The 17941-nt window shown below is 74.6% G+C and carries 14 protein-coding genes; 10 read left to right on the forward strand and 4 right to left on the reverse strand.

The window, feature by feature from the left end; genetic code table 11:
- Nucleotides 1-11 precede the first annotated feature (11 nt).
- Nucleotides 12-2237: a SpoIIE family protein phosphatase gene (locus CBP52_RS08445; RefSeq protein ID WP_094180575.1), complete on the reverse strand. Its 2226-nt coding sequence runs from the start codon at nucleotides 2235-2237 to the stop codon at nucleotides 12-14.
- 191 nt (nucleotides 2238-2428) lie between these two features.
- A complete protein-coding gene (locus CBP52_RS08450; protein WP_094180576.1) occupies nucleotides 2429-3349 on the reverse strand; it encodes a DUF2231 domain-containing protein in 921 nt (306 codons plus the stop codon).
- A gap of 569 nt (nucleotides 3350-3918) precedes the next feature.
- Between CBP52_RS08450 and CBP52_RS08455 the strand changes: the two genes are divergently transcribed.
- From CBP52_RS08455 to CBP52_RS08475, 5 genes are all read left to right on the forward strand, one after another.
- Nucleotides 3919-4782, forward strand: a complete 864-nt coding sequence (locus CBP52_RS08455) for an SDR family oxidoreductase (protein ID WP_094180577.1) — start codon at nucleotides 3919-3921, stop codon at nucleotides 4780-4782.
- A gap of 68 nt (nucleotides 4783-4850) precedes the next feature.
- Nucleotides 4851-5315 carry a hypothetical protein gene (locus CBP52_RS08460; protein WP_157732551.1) on the forward strand — a complete coding sequence of 155 codons (465 nt, stop codon included), beginning with the start codon at nucleotides 4851-4853 and terminating at the stop codon, nucleotides 5313-5315.
- Nucleotides 5312-6541 (forward strand): Nramp family divalent metal transporter, encoded by a 1230-nt coding sequence (locus tag CBP52_RS08465; protein WP_094180579.1) that lies wholly within the window; start codon nucleotides 5312-5314, stop codon nucleotides 6539-6541. The genes CBP52_RS08460 and CBP52_RS08465 overlap by 4 nt, the downstream gene beginning before the upstream one ends.
- Complete coding sequence (locus tag CBP52_RS08470) at nucleotides 6538-6951, forward strand: hypothetical protein (protein WP_232514723.1); 414 nt, start codon at nucleotides 6538-6540, stop codon at nucleotides 6949-6951. The genes CBP52_RS08465 and CBP52_RS08470 overlap by 4 nt, the downstream gene beginning before the upstream one ends.
- Nucleotides 6938-7297, forward strand: coding sequence for a hypothetical protein (locus CBP52_RS08475; RefSeq protein WP_094180580.1), 360 nt, complete (start codon nucleotides 6938-6940; stop codon nucleotides 7295-7297). Before CBP52_RS08470 ends, CBP52_RS08475 begins: the two co-directional genes overlap by 14 nt.
- 4 nt (nucleotides 7298-7301) lie before the next feature.
- On the opposite strand, the gene CBP52_RS08480 is transcribed toward CBP52_RS08475, so the two are convergent.
- A complete protein-coding gene (locus CBP52_RS08480) occupies nucleotides 7302-9866 on the reverse strand; it encodes an MMPL family transporter (protein ID WP_094180581.1) in 2565 nt (854 codons plus the stop codon).
- 166 nt (nucleotides 9867-10032) lie between these two features.
- Here CBP52_RS08480 and CBP52_RS08485 point away from each other — a divergent pair, with 166 nt between their 5' ends.
- From CBP52_RS08485 to CBP52_RS08500, 4 genes are all read left to right on the forward strand, one after another.
- Nucleotides 10033-10761, forward strand: a complete 729-nt coding sequence (locus tag CBP52_RS08485) for a TetR/AcrR family transcriptional regulator (protein WP_157732552.1) — start codon at nucleotides 10033-10035, stop codon at nucleotides 10759-10761.
- A gap of 298 nt (nucleotides 10762-11059) precedes the next feature.
- Entirely contained in the window at nucleotides 11060-11287 is a 228-nt protein-coding gene (locus CBP52_RS08490; protein ID WP_094180583.1) for a hypothetical protein, read from the forward strand.
- Nucleotides 11288-11365: 78 nt separating this feature from the next.
- Nucleotides 11366-12844 (forward strand): 3' terminal RNA ribose 2'-O-methyltransferase Hen1, encoded by a 1479-nt coding sequence (locus CBP52_RS08495; RefSeq protein WP_369826329.1) that lies wholly within the window; start codon nucleotides 11366-11368, stop codon nucleotides 12842-12844.
- On the forward strand, nucleotides 12844-15447 hold the full coding sequence (locus CBP52_RS08500) for a polynucleotide kinase-phosphatase (protein ID WP_094180584.1): 2604 nt from the start codon (nucleotides 12844-12846) through the stop codon (nucleotides 15445-15447). Before CBP52_RS08495 ends, CBP52_RS08500 begins: the two co-directional genes overlap by 1 nt.
- A gap of 34 nt (nucleotides 15448-15481) precedes the next feature.
- Here CBP52_RS08500 and CBP52_RS08505 read toward each other — a convergent pair whose 3' ends face one another.
- Complete coding sequence (locus CBP52_RS08505) at nucleotides 15482-16453, reverse strand: LacI family DNA-binding transcriptional regulator (RefSeq protein ID WP_232514724.1); 972 nt, start codon at nucleotides 16451-16453, stop codon at nucleotides 15482-15484.
- Nucleotides 16454-16653: 200 nt separating this feature from the next.
- On the opposite strand from CBP52_RS08505, the gene manD reads away from it, so the two are divergent.
- A complete protein-coding gene (manD, locus tag CBP52_RS08510; RefSeq protein WP_369826330.1) occupies nucleotides 16654-17937 on the forward strand; it encodes a D-mannonate dehydratase ManD in 1284 nt (427 codons plus the stop codon).
- Nucleotides 17938-17941: the final 4 nt, after the last annotated feature.

A 17941-nucleotide genomic window follows, 5' to 3' on the forward strand; every position in this document is an offset into this window, starting at 1 on the left:
AAGTGCAGCGGTCAGACGCCGAGCGGGCGGAGCTGGACCGCGAGGACCGCGATGTCGTCGTCCGGCGGCCCGGCGGTCATGCGACCCAGCAGGTCGTCCACCAGTCGCTCGAGGTCGAGCGCACCCGTGGGCCCCGACATGCGCGCGAGCGGCACGAGCCGCGTGACCTCGTCGACCAGCCGCGCGAGCCCCCGGCGCAGGTGCTCGCCCCGGCGCTCCACGAGCCCGTCGGTGTACAGCAGCAGCGTGCAGCCGCGGGGCACGGTCGTGGTCCGGTCGGTGCGCGTGGTGCCCGGGTCGAGGCCCAGGACCAGCTCGGGACGTCCCGGCTCGAGCAGGCTCACCGAGCCGTCGGGGAGCACGAGCAGCGGCGGCAGGTGGCCCGCGTTGGTCCACCGCATGGTCGTCAGGTCGTCGTCGTCGGCCGGCTCGAACCGAGCGACGACCGCGGTCGCCATCGCGTCGACGCGCAGCGCGGCGCTCGCCGACTCCAGCGCCGCGAGCACCTGCGCGGGCGTGCCGCTCGTGGTGTGCGCGACGCCGCGCAGGAGCGTGCGCAGCTGGCTCATGGCCGCCGCCGCGGGGGTGTCGTGGCCCATGACGTCGCCGATAGCGACGACCGTGTGCCCGGACGGCTGCACGAACGCGTCGTACCAGTCGCCGCCGACCTGAGCGGCCTCCGCCGCCGCGACGTACCGCACGACGACGTCGAGGTCCTCGCTCTGCGCGGGCGCGGACAGCAGCGACCGCTGCAGCGCGACCGCGATCTCCCGCTGACGCTCGTACAGGCGCGCGTTCTCCAGCGCGAGCCCCGCACGGTCCGCGAGCTGCACCAGCAGCGCGAGGTCCTCGGTGCCGAGGTCGGGCGAGCCCTCGTCGAGGAAGATCGTGATCGCACCCACCGTCCGCCCGCGCGAGCGCATCGGGACGGCGTAGGCCGTGCGCGGGGCCAGCTCGCGCAGGACGTCCCGCGCACCGCCGGACAGCACGCGGACGATCGAGCTGGTCGCGTCCGGCACGACGACGGGCTCACCGGTGCGCAGCGTGCGGAACAGGTACGCGTCCGGTGCGAGCGAGTCGATGCGCAGCGACGCGTAGCGGGCGACGGTCGCGCGGCGCGTCGGGTCCTCGTGCCACGCCGCGATGTCCCGCAGGTGGCGCTGGTCCTCGGACATCGTGACGAGGCACCACGACCCGAATGTCGGGACCAGGTGCCGCGCGAGGCGGCGGACCGCCTCCTCCGTCTCGAGCGTCGAGCTCAGGTGGTCGCCCACCTCGGAGAGCAGCGCCAGGCGTCGCGACGACGCCTGCTCGAGCTCACGCGCCGCGCGCGCCTCGTCCTGCGCCGCGCGCCGCTCGGTGACGTCGTCGAAGTACACCGACAGCCCGTCCGGTCCCGGCCACGCACGGACCTCGTACCAGTGCCCGCGGTGGAGCTCGGAGCCGACCTCGAAGATCCGCGGCTTCCCGTCGCGCACCGCCGCGCGGTAGCTCTCCTCGACCTGCGTGCCGACGACGAACGGGTACAGCTCCCACAGCACCCCGCCCTCGAGCTCGTCGCGCGGGCGTCCGAGCAGACGCTCGCCCGAGGAGTTCACGTACCGGAACCGCCACTCGTCGTCGAGGATGAGGAACGCGCCCGGCATCGTCTCGAGCACGCGGTCCATGCGCGCCTCGGCGTCCCGCTCGCTCGTCGTGTCGTACGCGGCGCCCAGGAGCCGCGCCGCTCGACCGTCCGGGCCCGCGAGCGCGAGACCGCGCGCCTTGACCCAGCGCACGGTCCCGTCGCCGCGGAGCACGCGGTACTCGGCCTCGTAGGCCCCGCACGTCGCGACGGCCCCCTCGACGGCCTCGGCGACGCGTGCGCGGTCGTCCGGCTCGACGAGCGCGTAGAACGCGTCGATCGTCCCGCCGAACTGCGCGCGGTCCACCCCGAAGATCGTCAGGAGCTGGTCGTCCCACGCGAGCCGGCCCGTGCGCAGGTCCCAGTCGAAGCTGCCGACCCCACCCGCGGTGACGGCGAGCTGCCAGCTCAGCCGGTCGGCCTCGTACCGCGCGGCGAGGTCGGCGAGCACCGCGTCCGTGCCGCCGTCCGCGTGGGCCTCCCGGTCCGGGCGCGTGCCCGAGCCTGACGCACGCTCGCGCCACGCCGGGCGGCGGGCCAGCAGGTGGTCCACGCCGTCGTCGGGCAGGTCTGCGCGGATCCCGGCGAGCTCAGGGTCGAGCCATTCCGTCATCCGCTGCCTCTCGACGTGCTCCGTCGCGGGCAGGATACGGCTGACCGCCCGCCTGAGCGAGGGCGTCGCAGGCCACCTCGCATGCCGCCCCGATACGGGCCGCGCTCACGACGGTACGTGCGCGGGCGCGTCCACGGCAAGCGAACGCGGGTCCTCTCACCGCTGGAGGACCCCGGTGGGCACCCGCCCGATCAGGCCTGGGTGAGCTCGAAGAACGGCGGCGCGTCGGTCAGCCGTGCCGGGCGGACGAACGCGAGACCGCCGCGGTCGAACGCGTCGAACCACTCCTGCCACGTCGCGGGGACCGCGCCGTGGCCGCTCGGCCCGCTCGGGAAGATCACCGCCGGCACGGGCGGCTCACCGCGCCCGAGCGGCGGGACGAGCGCGGGCCTTCCACCCTGCGCCTCGACCCAGGTGCGGATCTCCGCGTGGTCCGTGGTGCTGCGCTTCGACTCGTCGACGGCCACCGGGTCGAACAGGTCCGCCGTGGCCTCGTGCGACGCCGTGCGGCTCACGCCGGTCGCGACCCGGTCCACCTCGCGCGCGACCGGGTCCTGGCGGGGCACACCGCGCACCAGCGCGAGGTGGCCGCCGAGGTAGCCGCCGACGCCCAGGACCGCACCACCCGCGAGGCCCGCGAGCACGCCCGCCGCCCGGTGCCCGCGGCGGCGCAGCACCCACGACGTCGAGTAGCAGGCCAGCGCGGCGAGGTTCGCGACGCCGTGCACGACGCCGACGCGCCGCACCGCCGGGTCGTTCCGTTCGCTCGTGCCCCAGTCGGCCAAGCCGGTCAGCGCCGTCGGCGTCGCAGCGAGGACGCCGAGCCCGACCAGCCGGTCCGCGGCGCGACGCCCCGCGACGGGTGCGAGCAGGTCGAGCGTGCTCGCGGAGAGCCACAGCCCGATCGGCACGTCGGTGAGCGGCGGGTGCGCGGGGTGACCGGCGGGCACGCCGCGCAGCACGTCGGACAGTGCGCGCGGCCGCAGCACCGCACGTGCGGCCGCCCGGACGGCCGTCGCGGGCCGGTCGAGCGCCGCGGACTCCTCGAGCCGCGCCACGGCGCCGCGCACCGTCCTCCCCGAGCGCTGCAGCACCTCGTCCACGCCACCCATGGGCTCCTCCTCGCCGTCGGTCCGTGCCCATCCTGCGGTGCGCGACCGGTACCCGCACGTGCAGGGAGGCGGCGGTGCGCGGCCCGTGCGGGTCGCTCGACATGCGGGGCCGGCCGGGGCGGCCTATGGTCGACGTGCCGACCGGCCGAGGTGCGATGCCCCGACCGGCCGTTGCCGGGTCCGGGCACGCGTCGAGGCGTGCGGGGGCAGGACATCAAGGGGTGAGCGAGCATGTGCGACGTCCGCGCGGCCGACACCTAGGGCCGTGACGCCTAGGGCCGACACCTAGGACCAGCACCAGGCCGCGACCCGTCGCGGCGACCTGAGACCCGCGTCGCGAGCGTGAGGCGAGAGCCCCGCCCAGACGCCACGGACGCCCTGTGCGGGCGAGCGCGGCGGCCGCGAGCGGGTCTCTTCGGGTCTCTTCGGGTGTCTTCGGGTCTCTGCCCGCCTCTGGCCGGTTCCCCGCGGGCCGTCTCCCACCAGGTCGACGACCGTTCGAGGTGCCGGTCCGCAGTACCTCTGCCTAGCGTGGCGAGGACCCACCGACGACCTCGAGGGAGCGCACCATGAGCGACGAGAACGCCGTCCGACCCGCCCAGCAGCAGGAGCCCCCGGGCCTCACCGCCCCCATGGACCCGCAGCCCGACCACGGTGAGCACAGCTACACCGGCCACGGTCTGCTCGCCGGCCGGCGCGCGCTCGTCACCGGCGGCGACTCGGGCATCGGGCGTGCCGTGGCGATCGCGTTCGCACGCGAGGGTGCGGACGTGGCGATCAGCTACCTGCCCGAGGAGGACGAGGACGCGCAGGAGACCGCGCGTTGGGTGCGCGAGGCGGGCCGGACGTGCGTGCTCGTGCCGGGCGACCTGCGCGACGAGCAGACCGCGCGTGGCACCGTCCGGACCGCCGTCGACGGTCTCGGCGGCCTCGACCTGCTGGTCAACAACGCCGGCTTCCAGATGGCGCGCCGCGACTCGCTCGCCGACGTCACGACCGACGACCTGGACCGGGTCATGAAGACCAACCTGTACGCGCTGTTCTGGGTCACGCAGGAGGCGCTCGAGCACCTCGGTGATGGGTCCTCGATCGTCAACTGCACGTCGATCCAGGCGTACCAGCCGTCGCAGTCGCTGGTCGACTACGCCTCCACCAAGGCGGCGATCAACAACATCACCGTCAACCTCGCGGCCGAGCTCGGTGAGCGCGGCATCCGGGTCAACGCGGTCGCACCCGGTCCCATCTGGACGCCGCTGCAGCCCGCGACGCAGCCGCCCGAGAAGGTCGAGGTGTTCGGCCAGGACACCCCGCTCGGCCGTGCGGGCGAGCCCGCCGAGGTCGCGCACGCGTTCGTGTTCCTCGCCTCGTCGACGACCGGCTCGTACGTGTCGGGGACGGTGCTGGGCGTCACGGGCGGCAAGCCGGTCTTCTGACCCGTCGCCCCGGACCCGCGCGGCGCCTCGCCGTGCGCGTCGCGCCGCGCGGGTCCACGATCACCGACATGACCAGCCGACTCACCCCCGGGCGAGCCGCGGCCGCGGGGGCGTGCCTCCTCCTGCTGGGCGGATGCGCGTACGGTCCGTCGTCCGCCGACGGGTCGGCGCAGATCACCCTGACGGCCGCGCTCGACGAGGCGTCGTCGGGCGTCGAGGTCGGCCTCCTCGTCGTCGACCTCGTCGTCCGTGACCGCACGACGACGCCCGTCGCGGACGGCACCCTGCGCGACGCGATCGCCGAGGTCGGGTCGGCGAGCAGCGCGCTCGCCGACGCGCTGCCGCCGCTCGAGCGGCAGGACACCCGCGCGCGGGCGCTGGATGCGGTCGCGTCCGCGACGACCGCGCTCGCCGCGGCACGCGCGTGGGTCAACGACCTGTCCGCGGGCTCCGCGCACGACGTGACGGCCGCGCTCACCGAGGCGGGCGACGCGATCGACGCCGTGACGGCCGACCTGGAGGCGGCTTCGTGAAGAAGTTCTTCGCGGTCGCGCTCGGCATCCTCACGGCCATCGGCGGCTTCGTCGACATCGGCGACCTGGTCACCAACGCGGTCGTCGGTGCGCGGTTCGGGCTGTCGCTCGTGTGGGTCGTGCTCGTCGGGGTCGTCGGGATCTGCCTGTTCGCGCAGATGTCGGGGCGCGTCGCCGCGGTGAGCGGACGCGCGACGTTCGAGATCATCCGCGAACGCCTCGGCCCGCGGGTGGGCGGCGCGAACCTCGTCGCGTCCTTCCTCGTCACCCTGCTCACGCTCACCGCGGAGATCGGGGGCATCGCGCTCGCGCTCGAGCTCGCGAGCAGCGTCGAACGGCGACTGTGGATCCCGTTCGCGGGGCTGGCCGTGTGGCTCGTGCTGTGGCGCGTGAAGTTCTCGGTCCTGGAGAACGTCGCGGGGCTGCTGGGCCTCACGCTCGCCGCGTTCGCGGTGGCGCTGTTCCAGCTCGGCCCCGACTGGGGCGAGCTCGTCGAGCAGGCGACGCGCCCGCAGGTCCCCGCGAGCGAGCCGGTCCCCACGTACTGGTACTACGCGGTCGCGCTGTTCGGCGCCGCGATGACGCCCTACGAGGTGTTCTTCTTCTCGTCGGGCGCGCGCGAGGAGCGCTGGACGGTGAAGGACCTGTCCGTCTCGCGCGCGAACGTGCTCATCGGGTTCCCGCTGGGCGGGCTGCTGTCCGTCGCGATCGCCGGGTGCGCGGCCGTCGTCCTGCTCCCCCGCGGCATCGAGGTCTCGACGCTGTCTCAGATCACGCTGCCCGTCGCGCTCGCCGGCGGCAAGCTGCTGCTCGCGCTCGTGATCCTCGGGATCGTCGCGGCCACGTTCGGCGCCGCGCTCGAGACCGCGCTGTCGACCGGCTACACGCTCGCGCAGTTCTTCGGGTGGTCGTGGGGCAAGTACCACCGGCCCGCGCAGGCCGCCCGGTTCCACACCGCGATGGCCGTCGCCGTGCTCGTCGGCACGCTCGTCCTCCTGACGAACGTCGACCCGGTCGCCGTCACCGAGTACTCGGTGGTCTTCTCGGCGGTCGCGCTGCCGCTGACGTACCTGCCGATCCTCGTCGTCGCGAACGACCGCGAGTACATGGGCGACCACGTCAACGGTCGGGCGACGAACGCGCTCGGCCTGGTCTACCTGGTCGTCATCCTCGCCGCGTCGCTCGCGGCGATCCCCCTCATGATCGCGACGGGAGCCGGCGGATGAGCCCACGCCCGCGGCGCCACGAACGCCCCTTCCCGCCCGACGAGCGGCTGCCCGACCCTCCGCGTCCCGCCGGGCTCGTCCTCGACGCCCGCCTGCACCTGCTGGACCGCCAGGTCGACGACGTGGCCGGCGACCCGGTGGCGACCGTCGACGACGTCGAGCTGGCCGAGCGGGACGGGCTCGTGGTCGTCACCGACCTGCTGTCCGGTCCCGTGCTCGCGACCCGGGTCTTCGGCGGCCGCCCGCCGCGCAGCCGCTGGCACCGCATCGCGTGGCGGCACGTCACGGACGTGGGGATCGTGGTCCGCCTGGGCGTGCACGGTGAGGAGCTCGACGTGCTGTGGGTGGAGCGGTGGCTGCGCGAGCACGTGATCGGACGCATCCCGGGGGGTCGCCATGCTCCTGAGTGACCTGCTGGACGCAAGGGTCGTCGACGACCGCGGACGTCCGCTGGGCTTCGTCGTCGACGTGCGACTGGTGCTCGACGGGCCGCTCGACGGCGCGCTCGCCGCGCCGCGCCTGCACGGCCTGCTCGTCTCGCCACGCACGGGCACGTCGTTCCTCGGCTACGAGCGGTCCGACGCGCGCGCGCCCGCGGTGCTCGCCGGCTGGTTGCGCCGGCGGCACCGCGGGACGTTCCTGGTGCTGTGGGAGGACGTCGCCGGGCACGGCAGCGACGACGACGAGCGTCCGGTGGAGCTGCGCGCGGGCTACCGCCGCTGGGCGCCGACGCTCCCGCCGCGCACCGGCGGCTGACGGGTCAGGGCCCGCTCGTCGGCTCGCTCGTCGGCTCGCTCGTCGGCTCGGTGGGCGCGCCGCCGGGAACGCCCGGGTGACGACGCTCGAGCTTGGCGCCCTCGACGTCCACGTCGGGCATCACGCGGTCGATCCAGCTCGGCAGCCACCACGCCTTGTCCCCGGCGAGGTGCAGCACCGCGGGCATGATCAGCATGCGCACGACGAACGCGTCGAGCAGCACGCCGAACGCGAGCGCGAACCCGAGCGGCCGGACGAACGACAGGTGGGAGAACACGAACCCGCCGAACACGGAGATCATGATGATCGCCGCGGCCGTCACGACGGCCCGGCCCGCGTGCAGGCCCTCCATGACCGCGCGCCGCGCGGGAACCCCGTGCGCGTACGCCTCGCGCATGCCCGAGGTGAGGAACAGCTGGTAGTCCATCGCGAGGCCGAACAGGATGCCGACCAGCAGGGTGGGCAGGAAGCTCAGCACCGGGCCGGGGTTGGACACGCCGAACAGGTCCGCCGCCCAGCCCCACTGGTAGACGGCGGTGACGCCGCCCATCGCGGCGAACAGCGACAGCACGAACCCGCCGGTCGCGACGACCGGGACGAGGAACGAGCGGAACACCGCGACGAGGATGAAGATCGACAGCCCGATGACCACCGCGAGGTACACGGGCAGCGCGTCGGCGAGCTTCTCGGAGATGTCGATGTTCGCGCTCGCGCTCCCGGCGACCTGGAACGTGCCGGTGCCGCCGTCCACCTCGAGCGCCCGCAGCGTGTGCACGAGCTCCTCGGTGGACTCGCTGTCCGGCCCCTCGGCAGGGACGACCTGGAAGACGAGGACCGTGCGCGCCTCGTTGGTGCCGACCGGCGCGACGGCGACCACGTCGTCGTCGGCCATGAGCTGCGCGCCCAGGCGCGCCTGGACGGACGTGAGCTCGTCCTGCGTGACGGCCTCGGGCAGGTCGGCGACGACGACGAGCGGGCCGTTGACGCCCGCGCCGAACGCGTCGGAGACCGCGGCGTACGCCTGGTACTGCGTCGACTCCGTGGGCTCGTTCGCGCCGGTCGGCAGGCCCAGGCGCATGGACAGCGCCGGCAGGGCCACGACGACGAGCACGCCCACGCCCGCGACGATCGACAGCCACGCCCGGCCGTTGCGCATGGGCTGCGCGGCCTCGTGCGCGTCCGGCCGGACCTCGTCGCGGTGCTTCGCGGGCAGGATCCGGCGGCCGAGCAGCCCCAGCATCGCGGGCGTGAGCGTGACCGCGACGAGCACCGCGACGAGGATGCTCGCGGCCGCCACGGTGCCCATGAGGCCCAGGAAGTCGATGCCCGTGAGGTTGAGGCCCAGCAGCGCGATCAGCACCGTGGTGCCGGCGAACACGACCGCGTTGCCCGACGTGCCGTTCGCCAGCCCGATCGACTCGCGCACGTCCATCCCGAGCCGCAGCTGTCGCCGGTGCCGGTTGAGGATGAACAGCGTGTAGTCGATGCCGACCGCGAGGCCCAGCATCGCGCCCAGGACGGGCGTCACCGAGGTCATCTCGACCACGCCGGAGAACGCCATCGCCCCCGCGGCGGCGACGCCCACGCCCACGAGTGCGTTGAGCAGCGGCAGGCCTGCGGCGACGAGCGTGCCGAGCATGACGACGAGCACGATGCCCGCGACGAGCACACCGATCGCCTCGGCGGCGCCGCCGAGCTGGATCGAGCCCTGCGCGATCTCGGTCGAGAAGTCCGCGGTGACGCCGTCGGGCACGCCGGCCGTCACGGTGTCGACCACGGCCTGCTTGGTCTCGTCCGGGACCTCGTGCTGGGGCAGGGCGAACACGACCGTGCCGACCGCTGTGGAGCCGTCGCTCGAGACGAGGCGGATCTCGGACGCCATGTCGAGCAGCGCCTTCGCGTCGGTGAGCTGCGGCGCGCGGGCCTCGAGCTCCGCGCGCCCCGCGTCGAGCTCGGCCTGCTTGTCGTCGAGCGCCTTCTGCTGGGCGTCGAGCTGGGCGCGCTGCGCGTCCAGCTCGGCCTGCGCGGCCTGGGTCTGGGCGTTGTCGCCGACCTGCGCGACCGTCGCGTCGAGCTCGGCCTGTGCGCTCTCGAGCTGTGCGCGTCCCGCGTCGAGCTGCGCCTGGCCGTCGGCGAGCTGCTGCTGGCCCGCGTCGAGCTCCGCCTTGCCGGCGGTGAGCTGCTGCTCGCCCTCGCTGACCTGCCGGGCCTGCTCGGCGCGCTGCGCCTCGGTGGCGAACGGGTCGGCGACCTGCACGACGCCGTCGACGTCGGCGACCTTCGCGAGCTCGGCGCTGATGGCCTGCTGCTGCTCGTCGGTCAGGGCCGAGCCGTCGTCGGTGCTCCACACGACGCGACCGGTCCCGCCGCTCGCGGACGGCAGCTCGCGCGCGAGCCGGTCGGTGACCTCGGCGGTCGGGGTGCCGGGGATCGAGATGGCCTCCGTCAGCGTGCCGCCGAACGTGAGGAACGCGCCGACCGCGAGCGCGAGGGCCGTGGCCCACGCGCCGACGACGAGCCAGGCGCGACGCGCCGCGAACATGCCGATCCGGTAGAGCAGCTCAGCCATGAGGGGGGTGTCCTCCCGCCGGCGCCGCCGGCTGGTCGTCGCGTGCGGCGGGTGCGCCGGCACGTCATTCCAGATCCGCATCGTAGGCACACAAGTTGATTCGGGTCATCCGCTTGCCCGGTGTGAAGTTGATCTCATGTATCCGCTTGCGGGTTACCCTGAGCGGATGGACAGGACTCCGGCGCGGACCCCCACCCCCGCGCACGGCACGGCGCACGGCGTGTCGGGCGGAACGGCGCACCCGGCGCCGCTGCGCCGGGACGCGGAGCGCAACCGCGAGCGGATCATCCGCGCCGCGTGCGAGCTGTACGCCGAGCACGGCCTCGGCGTCGGCTTCAACGAGGTCGCGCACCGCGCGGGCGTCGGCGTCGGCACCGTGTACCGCCGGTTCGCGGACCGCCGCGAGCTCCTCGAGGCCGCCCTCGCCGCGCCGCTCCAAGAGCTCTACGCGGTCGCGCGCGAGGCCGCCGCGACGCCGCGCGCATGGGACGGGCTCGTGCTGCTCGTCGGCCGCGTGACCGACCTGCTGGTCGAGAACATCGGCCTGCGCGACGCCGCCCTCGGCGGGTACGAGGACCTGGTCCCCGAGGTCACAGGCGGCATCGCGGAGCTCACGCGCGACCTGTTCCGCCGGGCACGCGAGCAGGGCGACCTGCGCGAGGGAGCCACGGAGCAGGACGTGATCATCGTCCTCTGGATGGTCACCGAGCTCGCCAAGCACGCCGTCGACACCCGCCCCGACGCCTACCGCCGCTACACGACCGTCCTGCTCGACGGGCTGCGCGCGTCGCCGGACCATGCCCCGATCCCGGACCCGCTCGACGAACCCGCCGTCCAGTCGATCTCGCTGCACTGGGCCGAATCCTCTTCGCGGTCCCGCATACGCACCCCCTGACCTGCGGCCGGCACGTGGGACACGTGAGACCGGACGTGTCGCGCTCGAGATGGGCAGAGACGTCGCCGCCCTTCGCCGGCAGGCCCGAGCGCCGCCGGACGCGGCCGCCAGCCAGAAGTTCACCCCGCCCAGAGTGGCGGACGGTCCGTGCCGTCCCTGTGCTGGTGCTGGACGGCCGGCTCGACGACGCGACACGCGTGGCGAGCGCGGCCGACGTAGAGGGGGAAGCGATGAGCGTGCCGAGCTACGCGGACTTGGCGAAGAAGAACCTCGGCGAGGCGGGGGCGCCGAGGACGACGTGGCACGCGCACTCCGCGTGCGACGACCCGGGCTCACCAACTCTGACGTCCGGTTCATCAAGGCGGCTCGACCGTCGAAGATCGCCGATCAGGACGAGGTCGCGGTCTGCACCGACTGTCAGGCCACGTACGGCATGGCCGCCCTCCCTCCCGGCACGAAGGCCGGCCGCATGAGCCGCCAGGAGCTCTACGAGGCGTCGAAGAAGTACGTCAAGGACAAGCGCTGACGCCTGAGCTCGACGACGAGGGACCCCCTGAGGCCGCCAGGGAAAAACGACCGACGGGCGGGGTCGCGACCTGCGAAGATGCCCCGCGTGCTGCTGACCCTGACGACCACCCGGCCGGACGACGCCACGCCGGCGTCCGACCTCGGCTACCTGCTGCACAAGCACCCCGCGCGCGTGCAGACGTTCGACGGCGGCACCGTGCACGTGCTCTACCCGGAGGCGGACGACGAGCGCTGCACGGTCGCCGTGCTGCTCGAGGTCGACCCCGTCGCGCTCGTGCGCGGCACCGGCAGGCGCGAGCCGTTCGTCCTCGCGCAGTACGTCAACGACCGGCCGTACACCGCGTCGTCGCAGCTCGTCGTCGCGATGGGACGCGTGTTCCGCTCGGCGCTCACGGGCCGCTGCGACGCCCGCCCCGACCTGGTCGACCGGCGCTGGCCGCTCGAGGTGCACGTGCCGGTCGTCGGCTGCGCGGGAGGGCCTGAGGCCGCGCAGCGACTGCTCGCGCCGCTCGGCTGGGAGGTCGAGGCGACGCCGCTGCCGCTCGACCCGCAGGTGCCCGCGTGGGGCGACTCGCGGTACGTGGACCTGCGGCTGCGGGGCACGCACCGGGTCGCGGACGCGCTCAGCCACCTGTACGTCCTGCTGCCCGCGCTCGACGGGACCAAGCACTACTGGGTCGACGAGGGTGAGGTCGACAAGCTCCTGCGCGCGGGCGGCGCCTGGCTCGCGGCGCACCCGGCCCGCGACGAGATCACCCGCCGCTACCTGGCGCGCAGCCGGGCGCTCACGACCTCCGCGCTGGACCGCCTCGCCGAGGTCGAGGGCGTCGCGCCGGTCGAGGCCACCGACGACGACGCGGCGTACCCCTCCGGAGGAACGCCGACGCCCGAGCCGCCGGCGGACGTTCCGATCGTGCGCCAGCGGCACGAGGCCGTGCTCGCCGCCCTGCGCGCGTCCGACGCGCGCACCGTCGTCGACCTCGGTTGCGGCGAGGGCGCCCTCGTCGGGCGGCTGCTCGACGAGGGGTACGCGCGCGTCGTCGGCACCGACGTGTCGGTGCGCGCGCTGACCACGGCCGCACGCCGCCTGCACCTCGACACGATGCCGGAGCGTGTGCGCGCCCGCGTCGAGCTCGTGCAGTCGTCGGTCACGTACACCGACGCGCGCATCGCGGGGTTCGACGCGGCCGTGCTCATGGAGGTCGTCGAGCACCTCGACCCGCCGCGCCTCGCGGCCATGGAGCGTGTGGTGCTCGGTGTCGCTCGCCCGCGCACGCTCGTCGTGACCACCCCGAACGCCGAGCACAACGTGCGCTACCCGTCGCTCGCCGCGGGCGGGGTGCGCCACCACGACCACCGGTTCGAGTGGACGCGCGCGCAGTTCCGCGCATGGGCGCAGCGGTCGGCGAGCGCGTACGGGTACACGGTGTCGTTCGCAGCCGTGGGTCCGGACGACCCGGACGTCGGGCCGCCGACGCAGCTCGCGGTGTTCCACCGCCAGGACCAGCCGACCAGCACGACGAGCAGCACGACGAGCACGGAAGGAGACCGGTGATGGCCGCCCTCGACGTCCCCGCGCTCTCGCTCGTCGTGCTCGTCGGCGCCTCGGGCTCCGGCAAGTCGACCTTCGCCGCCCGACTGTTCGGTCCGTTCGAGACGCTCTCGTCGGACTGGTGCCGCGGCGTCGTCTCGAACGACCCCGAGGACCAGTCCGCGACCGACGCCGCGTTCGACCTGCTGCACCACGCGGCAGGCCTGCGCCTGCGCGCGGGCCTGCTCACGGTCGTCGACGCGACGAACGTCCAGCCGCACGCGCGCCGCGAGCTCGTCGCGCTCGCCCGCGAGCACGACGTGCTCCCCGTCGCGATCGTGCTCGACCCGCCGCAGGAGGTGTGCGTCGCGCGCAACGCGGCCCGCACCGACAGGTCCGTCCCGTCACGCGTCGTCGCGCGCCAGCGCGACCAGCTGCGCCGGTCGCTGCGCGGTCTGGGCCGCGAGGGCTTCCGCACCGTGCACGTGCTGCACGGGGTCGAGGAGATCGACGCCGCGACCATCGAGCGCCGCCCCCTGCGCAGCGACCGCCGGGACGAGACCGGGCCGTTCGACGTGATCGGCGACGTGCACGGCTGCCGCGGCGAGCTCGAGACGCTCCTGGGGCGCCTCGGCTACGTGATCGTCCGCGACGACGCGGGGCGGCCGGTGGACGCCCGGCACCCCGAGGGTCGGCGGGCGGTGTTCGTCGGCGACCTGGTCGACCGCGGCCCGGACTCCGCGGGCGTCCTGCGGCTCGTCATGGGCATGGTCGGCGCAGGCCACGCGCTCGCCGTCCCGGGCAACCACGAGGCCAAGCTCGTCCGCGCGCTCGACGGCCGCCCCGTGCAGACCGCGCACGGGCTGGCGGGCACGCTCGCGCAGCTCGCCGCCGAGCCTGAGGAGTTCCGCCGGGAGGTTCGGGACTTCTGCGACGGGCTCGTCGCGCACCTCGTCCTCGACGAGGGCCGGCTCGTGGTCGCGCACGCCGGGCTCAAGGAGGCGTACCACAACCGGGCGTCGGGCCGGGTGCGCGCGTTCGCGCTGTACGGCGACACGACCGGGGAGAGCGACGAGGACGGACTGCCGGTGCGCCTGCCGTGGGCCGACGACTACCGCGGCAAGGCGATGGTGCTGTACGGCCACACGCCGTCGGCGGACGCCGTGTGGGTCAACAACACGATGTGCCTCGACACCGGCTGCGTGTTCGGCGGGCGGCTCAGCGCGCTGCGCTACCCGGAGAAGGAGGTCGTGCAGGTACCCGCCGAGCAGGTGTGGTGCGAGCCGCCGCGGCCGTTCCTCGTGTCCGGTCCGGCGGCCTCCGCGACGCGCGACCCGGACGTGCTCGACGTGACCGACGTGCTCGGCAAGCGCGTCGTCGAGACGACGCTCGCGGGTTGTGTGACGGTCGCGGAGGAGAACGCCGCGGGTGCGCTCGAGGTGATGAGCCGGTTCGCCACCGACCCGCGCCACCTGCTGTACCTGCCGCCGACGATGTCGCCGTGCGCCACCGCGCCCGAGGGCGCCGACCTGCTGGAGCACCCGGCGCAGGCGTTCGCGCAGTACGCGTCCGACGGCGTGGACCGCGTGGTCTGCGAGGAGAAGCACATGGGCTCGCGTGCCGTGGTGCTCGTGTGCCGGACGCCCGAGGTCGCTGCCGCACGCTTCGCCCTGCCGGCGGGCAGTACCGGAGCGGTCCACACCCGCACCGGCCGCCCGTTCTTCGACGACGCGCGCACCGAGGAGCTGCTCGCGGTCGTCCGCGACGCCGCCGACGCGGCGGACGTGTGGGCGTCCGTGGGCGCGTCGCTGCCCGGCGACGACACGCGAGCGCCCGCGGACTGGCTGCTGCTCGACGCCGAGCTGCTCCCCTGGTCGCTCAAGGCGGGCGACCTGCTGCGCGAGCAGTACGCGGCGGTGGGCGCCGCGGCGCGGGCGTCCACCCGCGCGTCGCTCGACGCCCTGACCACGGCCGCCGCGCGCGGGCTCGACGTGGGCGACCTGCTGGAGCGCACCGCACGGCGCGTGGCCGACGCCGACGCGTTCACCGCCGCGTACCGCCCGTACGTCTGGCCGACCGACGGGCTGCGCGGCGTGCGGCTCGCACCGTTCCAGCTCCTCGCCGCGGGTCGCGCGTCCGGCGGTGCGACGTTCGAGCAGCGCGACCACCTGTGGCACCTCGAGGTCGCCGACGCGCTCGTCGCCGCCGACCCCCACGACGTACTGCTCACGACCCGCCGCCTCGTGGTCGACCCCGCGGACCGGGCGTCCGTCGAGGCCGGCACGCGGTGGTGGACCGACCTCACCGCGGCCGGCGGCGAGGGGATGGTCGTCAAGCCGCTCGCCAACCTCGTGCGCGGCCCGCGCGGCACCGTCCAGCCGGGCATCAAGGTCCGCGGCCGCGAGTACCTGCGGATCATCTACGGCCCGGAGTACACGACGCGCGCGAACCTGGAGCGCCTGCGCTCGCGCAACCTGGGCCGCAAGCGTGCCCTTGCGCTACGTGAGTACGCGCTCGGGATCGAGGCACTGCACCGCGTCGTCGCGGACGAGCCGCTCTGGCGCGTCCACGAGGCGGTCTTCGCGGTCCTCGCGCTCGAGTCCGAACCGGTCGACCCTCGCCTCTGAGGCGCCGACGCCCGCGTCGGCCCGGCCAGGACGGTCAGGACGGCGCGGGGCCGGAGGACTCGCGGACGACGAGGTGCGTGGGCAGCTCGACGGGCGCGCCGGCACGGGGGTGCACCGGGTCGAGGGACGCGAGCAGGAGCTCGGCGGCGTGGTGACCCGCCTTCTCGAGCGGGGCGCGGACGGTGGTGAGCGAGGGGCGCACGAGGTCCGCGCCGAACACGTCGTCGCAGCCGACGACGCTCATCTCGTCGGGGACGCGCACGCCACGGTGCTCGAGCCGTTCGAGCATGCCGAACGCGAGCAGGTCGTTGAACGCCAGCACACCGGTCGCGCCGGACTGCACGACGGCGTCGGCGGCGGCGGGGCCGGCCTCGCGCTGCGGGGCGTAGGGCCCCAGGGCGGTCAGCTCGACGCCGAGCCGCCGCGCCGCCTCCGCGAGCGCGGTGCGGCGCCGCCCGTCGGACCACGAGGTGCGCGGCCCGCCCGCGTACGCGACGCGCCGGTGCCCGAGCGAGGCGAGGTGCTCGAGCGCCTGGACGGCGCCGCTGGGGGTGTCGATGACGACGCTCGGGCTGGTCAGCGCCGGGAAGGTGCGGTTGAGCGTGACGAGCGGGATGTCGCCGGACCAGCGCACGAGGCTGTCGTCGTCGAGGCGCGAGGCGGCGAGGATGACGCCGTCGACCGAGCGGCGCAGCGAGCGCAGGGCGCGTTCCTCGGCCTCAACCGACTCCTCGGTGTCGACGAGCACGTGCGCGTAGCCGCCCTCGCGCAGCCGTGACTGCGTGCCACGGATGACGCCGAAGAAGAACGGGTTGGTGATGTCGGGGACGACGAGCGCCACGGTCCAGGTCCGCCCGGAGCTGAGCGCGCGGCCGGCCGCGGACGCGGAGTAGCCGAGCTCGCGCGCGGCGTCGAGGACGCGCTGCGCGGTCGCCTCGCTCACGCGGCCGGGCTTGGTGAGCGCGCGCGAGGCGGTCGACACGGCCACGCCGCTGCGCTCCGCCACGTCGCGGAGCGTCGCTGCTCGTTCTGCCACCTCGTGGGCCTCCGGACGACGGGGACGGGGTCTGCCGCGGATCATCCTCGCAGCCGCGCGGCCTCTCGGGCAACTGTGCGCAAACGGTTGCCAAAGGGTGAAACGGCTGGCTATGGTCGCGGGGTCACGACACGTGCGGCACCGGCGCCGCCGACCGAGGAGACCCCGACGTGAGCACCACCCCGCTCGCCGAGCCCATCGCCTTCCCCGAGCCCGCCGAGCGCGACGTCATCGCCCGCGCCGAGGTGCTGGTCACCAGCCCCGACCGCAACTTCGTCACGCTGCGCGTCACGACGGCCGACGGGGTCGTCGGCCTCGGCGACGCGACGCTCAACGGCCGCGAGCTCGCGGTCGCCAGCTACCTCGGCGACCACGTGGTCCCCCTGCTGGTCGGGCGCGACGCGCAGCGCATCGAGGACACGTGGCAGTTCCTGTACCGCTCGGCGTACTGGCGCCGCGGGCCCGTGACGATGGCCGCGATCGCGGCGGTCGACACCGCGCTGTGGGACATCAAGGCGCGTCGCGCCGGCATGCCGCTGTACCAGCTGCTCGGCGGCGCGAGCCGCGCGGGCCTGCTCGCGTACGGGCACGCGTCGGGCCGTGACGTGCCCGCGCTGCTCGACTCGGTGCGCCGCCACCTCGACGAGGGGTTCCGCGCGATCCGCGTGCAGACGTCCGTGCCGGGCGTGCGCACGGTCTACGGCGTCGCGAGCCAGCCCACCACCACCGGCACGCGCTATGACTACGAACCCGCGCAGCGCGCGGTCGTGCCCGCCGAGGAGGACTGGGACACACGCGCCTACCTGCGCCACATCCCGGGCGTGTTCGAGGCGGTGCGCGGCGAGTTCGGCCCCGCCCTGCCGCTGCTGCACGACGGGCACCACCGCATGCGCCCCGTCGAGGCGGCGCGGCTCGGCAAGGCCCTCGAGCCCTACGACCTGTTCTGGCTCGAGGACTGCACGCCCGCCGAGAACCAGGAGGCGCTGCGCCTGGTGCGGCAGCACACCACCACGCCGCTCGCGATCGGCGAGGTGTTCAACACCGCGTGGGACTACCAGACGCTCCTGCGCGAGCAGCTCATCGACTACGTGCGCGGGTCCGTCACGCACACGGGCGGCGTCACCGCGCTGCGCAAGGTCGCCGACCAGGCCGCGATGTACCAGGTCCGCACGGGCTTCCACGGGCCCACGGACATCTCCCCCGTCGGCATGGCCGCCGCCCTGCACCTCGGCCTGGCGATCCACAACTTCGGCATCCAGGAGCTCATGCCGCACTCCCCGCGCACGCGCGAGGTGTTCCGCACGTCGTACACGTTCACGGGCGGCTACCTGCACCCGGGCGACGAGCCGGGCCTCGGGGTCGGGTACGACGACGAGGCGGCCGCGGCGCACCCGTACGAGCCCGCCTACCTGCCGTTCACGCGCCTGCACGACGGCACCATCCACGACTGGTGAGGCC

It is taken from the genome of Cellulomonas sp. PSBB021 (genome assembly GCF_002240455.1).
Classification (GTDB): Bacteria; Actinomycetota; Actinomycetes; order Actinomycetales; family Cellulomonadaceae; genus Cellulomonas; species Cellulomonas uda.

What these genes read in the sequence shown, in the direction of transcription:
- CBP52_RS08445 (WP_094180575.1), bottom strand. Translation starts at nt 2,237, where the DNA reads ATGACGGAATGGCTCGACCCTGAGCTCGCCGGGATCCGCGCAGACCTG.
- CBP52_RS08450 (WP_094180576.1), bottom strand. Translation starts at nt 3,349, where the DNA reads ATGGGTGGCGTGGACGAGGTGCTGCAGCGCTCGGGGAGGACGGTGCGC.
- CBP52_RS08455 (WP_094180577.1), top strand. Translation starts at nt 3,919, where the DNA reads ATGAGCGACGAGAACGCCGTCCGACCCGCCCAGCAGCAGGAGCCCCCG.
- CBP52_RS08460 (WP_157732551.1), top strand. Translation starts at nt 4,851, where the DNA reads ATGACCAGCCGACTCACCCCCGGGCGAGCCGCGGCCGCGGGGGCGTGC.
- CBP52_RS08470 (WP_232514723.1), top strand. Translation starts at nt 6,538, where the DNA reads ATGAGCCCACGCCCGCGGCGCCACGAACGCCCCTTCCCGCCCGACGAG.
- CBP52_RS08475 (WP_094180580.1), top strand. Translation starts at nt 6,938, where the DNA reads ATGCTCCTGAGTGACCTGCTGGACGCAAGGGTCGTCGACGACCGCGGA.
- CBP52_RS08480 (WP_094180581.1), bottom strand. Translation starts at nt 9,866, where the DNA reads ATGGCTGAGCTGCTCTACCGGATCGGCATGTTCGCGGCGCGTCGCGCC.
- CBP52_RS08485 (WP_157732552.1), top strand. Translation starts at nt 10,033, where the DNA reads ATGGACAGGACTCCGGCGCGGACCCCCACCCCCGCGCACGGCACGGCG.
- CBP52_RS08495 (WP_369826329.1), top strand. Translation starts at nt 11,366, where the DNA reads ATGCCCCGCGTGCTGCTGACCCTGACGACCACCCGGCCGGACGACGCC.
- CBP52_RS08500 (WP_094180584.1), top strand. Translation starts at nt 12,844, where the DNA reads ATGGCCGCCCTCGACGTCCCCGCGCTCTCGCTCGTCGTGCTCGTCGGC.